The organism is Myxosarcina sp. GI1(2024), assembly GCF_053543375.1.
Genome location: NZ_JBKGTY010000016.1, coordinates 1 through 12000 on the forward strand (window position 1 = coordinate 1; position 12000 = coordinate 12000).

At 38.8% G+C, this 12000-nt stretch carries 13 protein-coding genes; 7 read left to right on the forward strand and 6 right to left on the reverse strand.

The window, feature by feature from the left end; all coding sequences use genetic code 11:
* Positions 1-43 precede the first annotated feature (43 nt).
* Entirely contained in the window at positions 44-1306 is a 1263-nt protein-coding gene (locus ACLFKQ_RS28915; RefSeq protein WP_449003083.1) for a hypothetical protein, read from the reverse strand.
* 190 nt (positions 1307-1496) lie between these two features.
* Between ACLFKQ_RS28915 and ACLFKQ_RS28920 the strand changes: the two genes are divergently transcribed.
* Entirely contained in the window at positions 1497-2639 is a 1143-nt protein-coding gene (locus ACLFKQ_RS28920; protein ID WP_448998311.1) for an IS4 family transposase, read from the forward strand.
* Here the strand turns inward: ACLFKQ_RS28920 and ACLFKQ_RS28925 are convergent.
* Positions 2604-3080, reverse strand: coding sequence for a DUF4158 domain-containing protein (locus ACLFKQ_RS28925; RefSeq protein ID WP_449003084.1), 477 nt, complete (start codon positions 3078-3080; stop codon positions 2604-2606). The two genes, ACLFKQ_RS28920 and ACLFKQ_RS28925, sit on opposite strands and share 36 nt — an antisense overlap.
* A gap of 12 nt (positions 3081-3092) precedes the next feature.
* Positions 3093-4109: a tyrosine-type recombinase/integrase gene (locus ACLFKQ_RS28930; protein WP_449003085.1), complete on the reverse strand. Its 1017-nt coding sequence runs from the start codon at positions 4107-4109 to the stop codon at positions 3093-3095.
* Positions 4110-4248: 139 nt separating this feature from the next.
* Between ACLFKQ_RS28930 and ACLFKQ_RS28935 the strand changes: the two genes are divergently transcribed.
* From ACLFKQ_RS28935 to ACLFKQ_RS28950, 4 genes are all read left to right on the forward strand, one after another.
* The gene (locus ACLFKQ_RS28935) at positions 4249-5694 is read left to right on the forward strand and encodes a type IV secretory system conjugative DNA transfer family protein (RefSeq protein ID WP_449003086.1); all 1446 of its coding nucleotides are present in this window, start codon (positions 4249-4251) and stop codon (positions 5692-5694) included.
* A 545-nt stretch (positions 5695-6239) separates the two neighbouring features.
* On the forward strand, positions 6240-6704 hold the full coding sequence (locus tag ACLFKQ_RS28940; RefSeq protein WP_449003087.1) for a hypothetical protein: 465 nt from the start codon (positions 6240-6242) through the stop codon (positions 6702-6704).
* A gap of 624 nt (positions 6705-7328) precedes the next feature.
* The gene (locus ACLFKQ_RS28945) at positions 7329-7958 is read left to right on the forward strand and encodes an AAA family ATPase (RefSeq protein ID WP_449003088.1); all 630 of its coding nucleotides are present in this window, start codon (positions 7329-7331) and stop codon (positions 7956-7958) included.
* Positions 7945-8355, forward strand: coding sequence for a hypothetical protein (locus ACLFKQ_RS28950; RefSeq protein WP_449003089.1), 411 nt, complete (start codon positions 7945-7947; stop codon positions 8353-8355). Before ACLFKQ_RS28945 ends, ACLFKQ_RS28950 begins: the two co-directional genes overlap by 14 nt.
* 104 nt (positions 8356-8459) lie before the next feature.
* Here the strand turns inward: ACLFKQ_RS28950 and ACLFKQ_RS28955 are convergent, their stop codons facing one another.
* Positions 8460-9071 (reverse strand): TetR/AcrR family transcriptional regulator, encoded by a 612-nt coding sequence (locus tag ACLFKQ_RS28955; protein WP_449003090.1) that lies wholly within the window; start codon positions 9069-9071, stop codon positions 8460-8462.
* A 75-nt stretch (positions 9072-9146) separates the two neighbouring features.
* Between ACLFKQ_RS28955 and ACLFKQ_RS28960 the strand changes: the two genes are divergently transcribed.
* A complete protein-coding gene (locus ACLFKQ_RS28960) occupies positions 9147-9488 on the forward strand; it encodes a cupin domain-containing protein (RefSeq protein WP_449003091.1) in 342 nt (113 codons plus the stop codon).
* Between the two features lie 40 nt (positions 9489-9528).
* On the opposite strand, the gene ACLFKQ_RS28965 is transcribed toward ACLFKQ_RS28960, so the two are convergent.
* Both ACLFKQ_RS28965 and ACLFKQ_RS28970 read right to left on the reverse strand, forming a co-directional pair.
* Positions 9529-9903: a nuclear transport factor 2 family protein gene (locus ACLFKQ_RS28965; RefSeq protein ID WP_449003092.1), complete on the reverse strand. Its 375-nt coding sequence runs from the start codon at positions 9901-9903 to the stop codon at positions 9529-9531.
* A 202-nt stretch (positions 9904-10105) separates the two neighbouring features.
* Complete coding sequence (locus ACLFKQ_RS28970) at positions 10106-11101, reverse strand: hypothetical protein (RefSeq protein WP_449003093.1); 996 nt, start codon at positions 11099-11101, stop codon at positions 10106-10108.
* Positions 11102-11364: 263 nt separating this feature from the next.
* On the opposite strand from ACLFKQ_RS28970, the gene ACLFKQ_RS28975 reads away from it, so the two are divergent.
* Positions 11365-11988, forward strand: a complete 624-nt coding sequence (locus ACLFKQ_RS28975; protein ID WP_449003094.1) for a helix-turn-helix transcriptional regulator — start codon at positions 11365-11367, stop codon at positions 11986-11988.
* Positions 11989-12000 lie beyond the last annotated feature (12 nt).

The following is a 12000-nucleotide window of genomic DNA, read 5'->3' on the forward strand; positions in this document are numbered from 1 at the left end:
AACAAAGCGATTACCACTTAAAACGTTTTATATTTAATTCTGCCTAGCTACTTATCAGATTGGTAAGCTCAATCCAGGGTAAACGTTCTCGAATTTGTTTTCTCAGTTGCTTCGTGCTGTCGGGAACTTCTTCGGCTTCGAGCGGTGAAACTACTAATCTGTCCTTTTCGATACGGACTTGTTCGTTATCCTGGAAGGTAGCATCAAATTGGAACAAAAGCCGGGATAATTCTTGCTTTTTAAGTTCTATGGTGTGATTTGCCCCCTCAGAAACTTGTATTTGCTGACAGACTTCTAATTTGAGCTTTGTCCACTGATTTTTAGGAATTAAATAACTTTCGGGATTGGCATATCTGCAACTATTAATAATCCAAATATTTCCCGAACGTAGAGCAGTTCTTAATTCCCATAGAAGGCACAATTCGTAATATTTACGGACTATTTTACCTTCTCGGTCTATTACATATTCCGACCATCGTTGGGGGACAAATTTAAGAGAAGCATGGTCTGGAACTTTTCTTTTGCCATTTGTATCGAGATGACGAATAATTTTAATTGCTTCAATCAGAGAGTCATCTGTTAGGTTAGCTCTAAAGCTAAAAGCTGCTAAAAAAGCGGAAACAAATTGACGCAGATAACTATAGCGTAAAGCAAAGAAATCAAAGTAATCATCAGCATGGGGACGAATTAGAGATTTACATTCGGTAATTGCTTTTGATAACTCTTCAGGGGTTACTTGATTGTAGATCTGAGTTCTTAATTGTTCATCTTGAATTTCTTCATTTAGAATTACCTGACCGATTTTGTTTAACAGCTTAATTTTTTGATTGAGAGATTGAGCAATCTGACGCTGAAATAAATCTCTATCTTTCTTGGAACGGGCATAGGTATTGGCTAAGGTGCTGATATACAGGTCAATGGTTTCATCAATAATTTCGGTACAAATCTGACTGCAAAAGGCAATCAGTATGGAGTAGCGACGAGGTTCGCTCGTGCGAGAAAGGGCTTGAGTGGGAGATTTTTTGCCCAATTTTGCCAGAAACTTCAAACGGTTGGGATTGAGAACGCTAACGTCCCAGTCCTTGACATTTTGCTGATTCAAAAAGTCTAGTTTAGCCAAAGCATTCTTGATAGCTTTAGGAGAATTACTTACCGCACCAGTTCGCAGCCAAGCTAGAGGAGTGCGCTGCTTTTCTGCTTCTACCTCTAGGAAGCTATCAAGGAATTTTGAACGTTCTTCAGTCAGAATCGGTTGTAAACGAAGAGCAGTTTCTGTCCAAGCTTCATTACGGGCATAAGCTACCATTCTCTCTAAAATGGTTAGTCCTGGGCCGATAATTTTGGCTATTTCTAGTTTTTTTATTAGCAGTTGAAATAGAAGCAAAGGACCTGACGGGGTGACAACCCTGTGAGAAGTCAGACAGTGTAGGGAACAGAGACAACCTATGGTAAAAAAGATTCGGTCAGTTATTGAGAATCCGACCGAACCCTAAAAAATGTTAAACCAATTGTACCGCAATCATCTTTCACGTTATCTGAGTGATGACCAACTAATTACTTTGGAAGTGCTGGTATACCTTATCCAGACCTACAAACAAGTAAAGATAGAAAGACTAGCTGCATACTTCCCTTTACCAATTAAATATGAGAGCCGTCGTCGCCGAATCCAAAGGTTTTTGAAGTCCTCAGCTTTATCAGTTTCGTTAGTCTGGTTTCCCATAGTCAAAGAAGTAGTTCAAAAGAAATTCTTGCCAGACCAGACAATTTATCTAGTCTTAGATAGAACTCAATGGCAAGATAAAAATCTGTTCATGGTTGGAGTAGTGATGGCGAAAAGAGCTTTGCCTATATACTGGCAGTTTCTAGAGAAGAAAGGAGCCAGTAACTTCGCTCAACAAAAAGCCATATTACGTCCAGTATTGAAGCTGTTTAAACAACACCAAATCGTTATTTTAGGAGACAGAGAATTCCAGAGTGTTGAACTAGCTAAGTGGCTGACCCAGCAGCAGGTCTACTTTGTGCTTCGACAGAGAAAGAGTACGAAGATAATGGTAACTCAATTAGGTTTTACTCCCTTAAAAGACCTAGACGTTAATCCAGGAGACCAACGGTTTTATCAAGAAACTAAAGTCACTCAACTGCATCAAGTTTCGGGGATTTATTTAGGGGTCTATTGGCGACGTATTTACCGAGGCATGGGGGCAAAGGAACCCTGGTATCTGCTGACAAATTTACCCAATTTACCTGAAGCTGTCAAAGCCTATAAAAAGCGCGTAGGGATTGAGGCGATGTTTAAAGATTGCAAGTCAGGTGGCTACAATCTCGAGGGGTCGCAAGCTCAGATTGAACGCCTTACTCGTCTAGTTTTGCTCATCGCCATTGCTTACACTCACTCGGTGTTCAAAGGACATACTCTTAGCCTTCGAGGTCAGTCTAAATACATCGGTCGCCATCGAAAAATTAAACAATCTTTGACTCGCAACAGCTACTTTTGGCTTGGTTTATATGGTAGTAGCTGGCTGGTTTCATTTACCTTGATGAAGGAATGGATAAACAAATTGATGTGGCTCAATCTCAATAAGCTGCCTTTTTACCAGAGGGGTCTACGAGCTATGTTTATTATCCAGCAATCTTTCTAGCTCCCTTGTCACCCCTTCAGGCAAAGGACGATCGTGTTCCATTGCCCGTTCTAATAGCCACCTCTCTAACTGTTGATAGTCTGTTTGGTTGGGCTTGCGAAACCCCAAATAATCTTGAATCTCTTGTAGTTGGCTGGTTCTAGTTTGAGAACGTTCTCCGTAGTCGGCGATCGCATCGGCTGAAACTTTTAGTTGTTGGGCGACATATTCAACTACTTTTAGTGGCAGTTGGGGAAAATCATCGGGAATAAAACTGAGGTATCTAAGCGTTCCTAATTGCAGGGCAAACCCTAATAAATTGTGGTCGCCACTGCGTTTTTTAACCAGAGTTAAATCTTTATCTGAGAGGGTGAAGAAAATGATAATTTCATCAGGAGTAATTGGTTCTGGGAAGGATTGAAGGCGTTCTCGTTCCGCTCTCGTTAGGAATTGTCCTGGCATCTTTTTACAGTATTAATCCTCCTCCCCAATTAGTTCTACGGCTGCTGCTAAATCCTGTTCGCTGGGAGTGCAGTAACGACGGGTGGTTTCTAGATTGTCATGTCCTGCTAAAGTCGCGACTTTTTCTAAACTCACTCCTGCATCGATGAGATTTTTACAGAATGTATGTCTCAGTTGATGAGGCGAAACGTCTTCTAAATCGGTTTGTTTAACGTATTTTCTCAAGGTACTTTCAATCCCTCTAGGAGTCATTGCTCCTCTTTGACCAATAAACACTCGTTCCTCAGAACCCTTATTTTGGTGATATCCCAGTTCTATTAAGACAGACCGCGCATCTTTATTCAGGGGAATGATTCTTCTTTTTGCACCTTTGCCATGATTGACCCTCAAGCGTCCTTTTTTGGCAGTAATTTTGAGATCTTTCCAGGTTAAGGCACAAAGTTCGGAAACTCTCAATCCTGTATTCAGTAGTAATTTAACGATCGCGATATCTCTAGTTTTTCTGCCTTTTTCTACAATGCGACACAGATCGTATTGAGATAATCTATCCAACCATTTAGGGGCTGAAGCTTGTTCCTTTATCGGTTGAGGAATGTGAGGCAAACGATTCTCTGGAAAATAGCCTTCAATTCCCGCCCAATTGAGGAAGCTGCGGAGGCTAGAAAGCTTGCGATTAATGGTTTTCGGCTTTAACTGTAGTGTTTCGTCTAAATAATGCTTGTATTCTCGTAAGTCAGTAGGAGTAATTAATTCGGGAGTAAATTCTCTACTGCCCTTTGATTTTAACCATAGGGCGAAACCATCTAAATCACAGAGATAGTTTTTTATCGTGTAAGCACTTCGTTCTGATTCAGTGAGAAACTGCGCGAAACTATCTCGATAATCAACTTCGTTGATTCGCCGCACGCTGGAGCGTGCCGACGTTCCTTCGGAACGGCGAGGCTCTCCAGAGCCTTTCGCGTTGTCGGATTGCCGTAGGCAATCGAACGAGCCTTTTGTATTTTCGGCAACTTCATGTGTAGATGGCATGGGCGCGTAATTATACGCTAAGTTTTTCCGTCGATCATGGTGCTAATTCCCCTTAATTATACGTTCAGTAGGACAGAACTCGACGTACAAGTTCACTTATATACACAGTTTAATACTCATTAAATTGAGTTAAATAATTATGATTATATGTCCAGCGTTGTTTTTTGTCCGTTTGCTGTCGCAACGCCTATTTGCCCAGGGTGTCAGCGTATTACTGTACGATAAAAAAGGAGACCAGATGAAGTTGCATACCTCCTTAGCCTCTCGTTATGGCTATACCGTAGATGTTTTTGCCCCTGGAGGAGTTGGATTAGAAACAGGTGAAGACCCTAATACGCCTGGAGCAGACTATACCTGCGTCATCAACGTTTTAGACTTTATGAAAGACCCCCGCGATGCTACTACCGCAGGGGAATTGGGGAAAATCTTGATTGATTCTCAAGGAAAAGGCGACGGCAAAAAAGACTTTTTCTCCCAGACTGGAGGTATATTCGCGACGGGATTGATGCAGCTTGCCAAATCTAGTAAATATCCCGATCTGCCGATGGTTTATGCCATTACTCAACTGCCAAATTTGGTCGAGCGTCTTGACTGGGCAGTACGGAGGGACGACGATCGCAAATTAGACCCTTGGATTGCTGCGACTATTTCTAATTTTCTCTCCTCCAAAGAATCAGAAAAAACCGCAGCCTCGATTAAGACTACTGCCGAAATCACCTTTACGGGTTTTATTCAAAATGACCTTCTGCCCTGCATGATCGGCAAAAGCACCATCCCTCTTTATCTTAAGCCCAAACAATTATTGGTAATGAAGTTAGACGATCGCAGGCGCAGCATCATCGCTCCTCTTATTACCATGTGTATGCATCTCACTATTGTCGAAAACCTGAGCGAAAAAAGGAAAAATCCATTCTGCTATTGTCTGGACGAAGTAACCAGTTTGGGGGTATTTGCCAAACTGAGCGAACACATTAACGAATACCGTTCTAACGGCGGTATTCCTATTCTGGGAGCGCAAAGTTTGAACCAGTTCTTTGAATTTTACGGCAAAGAACGAGGCAAAGCATTGGTGTCAGGTCTATTTACCCACGTCCTATTTGGACCAAACGACTCGGTAACAGCCGAAGAATACTCAAAGAAAATTGGCAATAAGACTGTAACTACCACTTCTGTTTCTCGTTCGCGATCGCAAAACGGAGCATCTACCACTGTCAATCAGCAGACTCATCAGATTCCTTTAATAAGTGTCGATGCGATCGAACGTTTTCCTCAAGGCAAAGCAATCATCTTAAACCCTGGCTACGGTGACAAAAACAATGTGAAAAGACCAGGCATGGGTAGAATTGGCGTACCCAAAGAAGATATCGAGCGAGCAATTGAGGCAGAAACCGTAATCTGGAAAGAAAAAATTCGCCCAATTCTGGCTGATAGAAAAGCTCAACTAATTGAGTCTCGCGAACAAAATTATATCGACCTGAGTAAATTAAATGAAACTCAAAAACAAGACTGGACGACCGAGCAGCTAAATCTTAGGCTTGCTGCTGCGGAGGAATTATTACCCATGCCTCCTAATAGCGATAAGTAATAATTTGGATTTGCAAAATTACATAATTATATAATTATAAAAGAGTCTATTTTTAAGTCATAATCTGTCAATCGTTATTTAGATTACACTTGATGCTGATTTGAAAAATAATGAAAGTAAATATGATTGCTTGCCGTATTTAAAGTTTTGTAATTACATAAATATAAAATTCTAGAATTATAAAACTTTATATCTAAAAACTCTATAAATTTATAACGAATACGATCAAATTATTTACTATGTACTTTTATTCAATTTAAATCAAACCAGTCGGTTACTTAGTGTTTTTATTTATTGATACAGTTTCCATATCACCCTAAATAACAATGTTTTTGAAGTAGAAAGGTCATACGATTGATAACTTCGTTAGTTTTCATTTTTACGAGCCTGGATCTAGAAAAACACTTGGAACAACGATAAAACTTCAATCTATTGCTTATGACATCCCAAAATACAGAATTCCGAATTTAGATACACCTCGAAAAACATACTATGGCGGAATAACATTACCTGTCGATCCCTTTGAAGAACTAAATCCTTCTTACATGAAAGACAAGGAAAAATATATAAGATCCACCAAACTTCTTCGAGAAGTATTCTTTGGCATTCGTAACAGCAGCACCTGTCTTGCAGAAGGGGTTACGCTAGAAGTAGAAGGAGTGTTGACTCATGGAATTGAGGTTGCAGAAGAGCTTCCGCAGCGACCTATTAGAAAGCGTATCAACAAAATGCCGTATATCAGACCTCTTTGGTGGCATTCACATATTACTCCTGATGTCGAGATTTATGGTGAAGAATTTCGTATAACGGTTAAGTTTGGCACGATTCAACCAGGACATATCTCAATAATGGAAATGCCAGTCTACCTTGGAGCTAAAAAGTCTGAAGAACTACACATGAACGCTACAGTAATTGCCAATAGTCTACCTATTCCAACCAAATCTTCTCTCCAAATTGACTTTGATGTTATTTCTAAGCCACCCTTAGAACTTGACTTCCTGAGACAATAGAACAGAAAACTACAAAATTATGCAAACCTAAACTTACAACAAATGTTCAGACAGCAATTAGATTAGACACTATAAAAAAAATTCAGAATTTTGGCTTTTTACAATTATGCAAATTTACAATTTCAGCATTACATAATTAAGATACTATTCAAAATAGCAAGAATTAGTATCCCTATTCATAAATTTGCCAGCTCATAACCTACTTTTCAAGAAACAGCTACTTTAAATTAGAGTTTTGGTACAAACATAATTTTGTAATTACATAAATCTACAACTTCGTAATTATAAAATTGCAATATATCTTCGCTAGAGCAAGATAAGTTTTTCGTACAAACTTTCAAATCTGCCAGCCTGAAGCCAAATCGTGATTTTAAAATTGTAAAATTACATAATTGCAAAAACTCAAAATTCTATAATTATGTAATTTTAAATTTACAATAAGCTAAATTATTCATCGATTGCAACTGCTAAATCCAGACTATAAACACCTTTAATCCCAACGGCTTTGTATTTTGTAATTACATAATTATAAAATTATAGATTTACATATTTTTATAATTTCACCATTCTACAATTACAGGTGTTAGATTGGGCGGTGTAAAATTTTAAGCTCAACACGACAATATGGACATTTGTGTTTTGGGGTTGAAGGGAGGTATAGGCAAAACGACTACAGCAATTCATATCGCAGCCTATATGCAACGGTTTGGGGAAACGTTATTAATTGATGCTGATAAAAATGGTTCTGCATTACAGTGGGCAGAGAAAGGACTATTGCCATTTAACGTTTGTAACGTAGAGGGTTCGGTAAAACATATTAGAAAAGCCAAGCATATAATCACCGATACCAAAGCCAGACCAGAAAAGGAAGAGATTAAGGCAGTGGCGGAGGAGTACGATCTGCTAATTCTACCTACTCCGCCAAAAGCATTAGATATGGAGGCTTTGCTCAAAACTAGAGATATGCTGATTGATTATGGAACAAACTACAAAGTTTTGTTGACTATCACCCCTCCACCCAGAAGAAGACCAGGAGGAGGAGAAAAAATTCCCAGCACCAAAGAGAAAGAAGCTCGTGAATTATTAGAGATGGAAGAACTTCCGATCTTCAAATCTACGATCTATCAATATACCGCAGTAGAAAAATCGCCTTTATCTGGTGTGACGGTAGATAAATACGACGACTCTTACTCAGCGATCGCTTGGCAATGCTATGAAAACTTAGGCAAGGAGATTTATAATGGCGAAAAATAATCCCAGTTTGGCAGATCTTAGCCGTATGCGAAGAGAGGCTAAACAAAGCAATAAAGCTGAGACTGCACAGAAGCCTTATGTAGAAGAAGCAAAAACTGTCGAGCTAAAAGAGCAAACTAGTTCTGTTCAAAGCGATTCTAAATCTAAAATCAGTAACGATTCAAAACTAAAAATAGTACCAGAATCAAAACCTGTTGAGATTGAAGAGCAAAAAAAGGTTGGTAGACCTAAAGGTATTAGAAGCAATCCTGATTATGAGTCTACAACTATTAGACTCCATAAACAGGTCAAAGCTAAAGCACGTTACATACTATCTACGCAGCCAGAAAAAATGGACTTACAAACTTTGCTTAATAACTTGTTGGAAGACTTTGTTCGAGAACAAGACGCAAAATAATGTAATTACATAATTCTGAAAATATAAAATTATGAAATTACAGTATTGAGATTAGACAACTCAATCGGATTCGGCTATAAGCTTTATTCAAAGACGATTTACAGCTACTGCGCCATCAAACTCCGAAGTAAATGAGAGGAAAGTTTTTTAGCCAATTCGTCAGATTTTATATTTTCGTTATTAACTATCAATAAATCGTAGAGCGTCCAATTAATTGTCCCGACAATACTATTCAAAGCAATTTGAATATCTACGTTGCTACCAAAATAACCGCGATCGCTTCCTGTTTCTAAAATAGTTTGCAGAATATTGCGGTATGTCTGTCTTGTTTCTCGCAGTTGTTCAATTGCTACTTCGTTACAATAACCAATTTGCATAAAAAACAGTTTGATCAGTCCTTGATGAGACTGGAAATAGCGTAATGTTAAAACTATTACCTGATGTAATTGTTCTCCAGGGTCACTGTTTGGCTCAATTTTCTGCTGAATTTGGCGATGCAAAATTTTTAGACGATCGACCATAATGGCAGTCAGTAATTCTTGCTTGTTTTGAAAATGTCGGTAAAATAATCCCACCGATACACTAGCAGTTTGAGCAACCAACTGAGGTTTAGCACGATCGTAACCATTACATAAAAGTAATTCCCCCGCTTCTAGTAATGCTTGATACCTTCTCTCAACATCGTAACGAGGTTGGGTCGAATTTGATTTCTCCATCTAGAACTACCTAATGGTAAACTATGTGAGTGAATATTATTCACTCGACAATTATCATATCATGAGGTGCTATGTATGCCAGAACAAACCTTTATTCAAACTGACTCTGCATCATGGTCAAATCTAGAAGAATTTCCAGGGACTAGTTTTTTACCTTTAGCCGAACCAGTACCCAAAGGATCGATCCATTTACTAAGAATGAAGGCAGGGACAATAATTCCCGTTCATACCCATCCTTGTAATGAATACGTTTATGTATTGAATGGTGTTGTTGAAACTAATGGCAAGAAATGTTTGGCAGGTACATTTTGGTTAACTCCCGCTCATACCCAGCAAGGTTCTCATCGAGCTGTTACTGAGGTTGAAATTATCACTATTCGCCTAGGAAAAATGGGAGAATTTAAATCACTAGAATAATTACCAGTACAAATTAGAGCTGATTCCTAATTTAGTTTGTTTATTCGGCAGAATAAAGTGGTGTACCCTGGTGAAATTCTAATTTCCATTCGCCACTTTGCTTAGACCATAGAGAGCTTCTTGAGCCTTTTTCAAGTCCATCTTGATAATTAACAAAACTAATATAAGTAACTTGAGCAATGTCCTCTCTAATAAGTCTTACTTTAAAATTTGATAGAGGAAGATCTGCTGGTATTTCTGAAGGTTCGCAACAAATCGCCATTTCTCTTGTATATGTTTTGCCAGACCTACCAATCTCAAAAAAATCTGAGGATAAAACCTTATTCATCCAATTCTTATCAAAACGAGTTTCTGCTTTCCATAATTTTTCTTCCAAATCTTTTAGTTCATTAAAATCTTCGTCTGAAATTTTCATCTTATTTGCTCTTTGTTACGAAATTATGGAAATATAAAATTGCGTAATTACAGTATTTCAAACAAGGTAATGCCAGCTTTAATCTCTGTTATAGATTGGCTTGGTTAAATTTATAACTAGCTTTATAACGGCAATTTTTGGAATTACACAATTACAATAATCTATAATTGTGTAATTCCAAAATTATGTTTGTACCGATTGGCTAAAATAGCGATCTCGATTTTTTCGTGCCTGATGGTCTTTTGAATCCTTTCAGCTTCTGCTTTATTTTTGTTGATTCAGAATTACTTTCCTGTTTAACAATCTCAGGAGCTTTAGCTTGAGCTGGTTGCAAATCGATAAATTTTTGCACCTCACTCGACCAATCCTTTTCTACCAAACTTACAGGATAGATATCTCTATATTTTTTTCGCCAGTACTTTTGATGAATTGACTGGGGAAAATTAGGATGGTCTGAGCCTACCAGTGAATTACCCCAGAGAAGATCGACGCGATCGACTAAGTAGAATACGGGCATGGCGAACCAGGGACAGTACAGATACCAGTTGACCAGGCAGGCTTTGAGCAGTAGTTTATCGATATCCGTTCCCACCATGTTCAGAACTTGGTTGCTGGGTTCGAGGGTCATTACCCCAGTGCCAATCGCAGGTTCGTAGCCGATTTGTAGCCGAGTATCTCGACCATTGCTAAAGAGCATCTTTGCCATAGCAATTGCTACTGTATTGGGAGTAGGAAAATATCCTGTATGCTTCTGCGAACCTCTTCCCTTCGCTTCAACTATTAAGTTTCCCCAATAATCCTGGGGTTGGTAGAGTAGATGAAACAGATTAAACAATTGATAGAGAACCATGCTGCATCCTTTACAGCCACTTGGTTCGGCAGGTAATTGAGTAAACCAAGGATGAGGATGTCCAAAGCCGTAAAGTAACCAGTCCAGAAAATATTCTATTCTGGCTAACAAGTTTGTATATCCGCCTGCTGTCATCATTTTATCCAGGCAAATTTCTAGCATTTTGTGTCCTTTGTTTTGACTGGAAACACCACCTACACCGAAGGAGATCGGTGGAATTGGTTCTTTTGGCAGAATATGTTCTTGAATATTTGCCAGACTTATTTCTGGATCGGGTTCTTGCAGCAGATGAAATAAATTTGTCTGCTGGGACGAGTTGAAGTTGATACCAGTATTCCCATCTACCATAAAGCAAAGCATCGTGATTATATAGATGCGGAAACAGCCAACCTGATTTTAAATCGCGCTTGAGATGAGGAATATATTCGGTTTTTAAGGGGCGATCGTGTTCTTCCCTGGAGATCGCCTCTTTGTTGGGAACTAGGCTATAAACTGAAAAATAATTCAAAGCATTTAGAGGTTATCGGTACACCTTTTTGCAGTTGCCAAACTCTAAATCTCAGTTTTGCCGACTAAAATAGTGGATACTCTTTCCAATCTAAGTTCAGCCAATGTCAAAGACTATTGCTTTAATCAGTAACAATATTTTTTATGGTCTGGGATTACAGAAATATATCCCCGACTACGAATTGAAAAATATCTCCTCCCAGCATCTCGAAGGAGACTTCTCAAAGCTTCTAAAAGAAATCGATCTGGTATTGGTTAATAGTGAGTTGGCTTCGCCTGAAAAGACGATAGATTTAATAAAAACCATTCTGGAAAATCAAATCCAGATCATCTATTTAGCTCACAACCAAGACAAGCTAATTACCCAGCTATATTCGGTTGGTTGCCAGGGAATTGTCGAGCAGCAACGAGTTGAAGAGCAGTTGTCGATCGCCATTGAAGCAGTCAAGAGTGGCGGAACTTACTACTCTCAAGGTTTATTTGACAATAGCCAAATGATTTTACTCGGACCTTTACTAGAACTGTTTAAGGAACTAGACTCGACGAAGCAAAAGCTCACACCTAAAGAAAGAGAAATTGCCGAGTTTTATACAGAAGGGCTGTCTCTAACCGATATTATGAAAGAGTTACAAATTTCCAAATCAACTATTAATACCCACATGGAATCGATTAGAAGTAAGTTCCAGGTCAATTCTAATCGAGAGATTATTACCAAGTATCAGATCTGACGGTTAAAGTCT

What these genes read in the sequence shown, in the direction of transcription:
- ACLFKQ_RS28945 (WP_449003088.1), top strand. Translation starts at nt 7,329, where the DNA reads ATGGACATTTGTGTTTTGGGGTTGAAGGGAGGTATAGGCAAAACGACT.
- ACLFKQ_RS28920 (WP_448998311.1), top strand. Translation starts at nt 1,497, where the DNA reads ATGTTAAACCAATTGTACCGCAATCATCTTTCACGTTATCTGAGTGAT.
- ACLFKQ_RS28935 (WP_449003086.1), top strand. Translation starts at nt 4,249, where the DNA reads ATGATTATATGTCCAGCGTTGTTTTTTGTCCGTTTGCTGTCGCAACGC.
- ACLFKQ_RS28940 (WP_449003087.1), top strand. Translation starts at nt 6,240, where the DNA reads ATGAAAGACAAGGAAAAATATATAAGATCCACCAAACTTCTTCGAGAA.
- ACLFKQ_RS28955 (WP_449003090.1), bottom strand. Translation starts at nt 9,071, where the DNA reads ATGGAGAAATCAAATTCGACCCAACCTCGTTACGATGTTGAGAGAAGG.
- ACLFKQ_RS28965 (WP_449003092.1), bottom strand. Translation starts at nt 9,903, where the DNA reads ATGAAAATTTCAGACGAAGATTTTAATGAACTAAAAGATTTGGAAGAA.
- ACLFKQ_RS28950 (WP_449003089.1), top strand. Translation starts at nt 7,945, where the DNA reads ATGGCGAAAAATAATCCCAGTTTGGCAGATCTTAGCCGTATGCGAAGA.
- ACLFKQ_RS28975 (WP_449003094.1), top strand. Translation starts at nt 11,365, where the DNA reads ATGTCAAAGACTATTGCTTTAATCAGTAACAATATTTTTTATGGTCTG.
- ACLFKQ_RS28930 (WP_449003085.1), bottom strand. Translation starts at nt 4,109, where the DNA reads ATGCCATCTACACATGAAGTTGCCGAAAATACAAAAGGCTCGTTCGAT.
- ACLFKQ_RS28970 (WP_449003093.1), bottom strand. Translation starts at nt 11,101, where the DNA reads ATGGTAGATGGGAATACTGGTATCAACTTCAACTCGTCCCAGCAGACA.
- ACLFKQ_RS28960 (WP_449003091.1), top strand. Translation starts at nt 9,147, where the DNA reads ATGCCAGAACAAACCTTTATTCAAACTGACTCTGCATCATGGTCAAAT.
- ACLFKQ_RS28925 (WP_449003084.1), bottom strand. Translation starts at nt 3,080, where the DNA reads ATGCCAGGACAATTCCTAACGAGAGCGGAACGAGAACGCCTTCAATCC.
- ACLFKQ_RS28915 (WP_449003083.1), bottom strand. Translation starts at nt 1,306, where the DNA reads ATGGTAGCTTATGCCCGTAATGAAGCTTGGACAGAAACTGCTCTTCGT.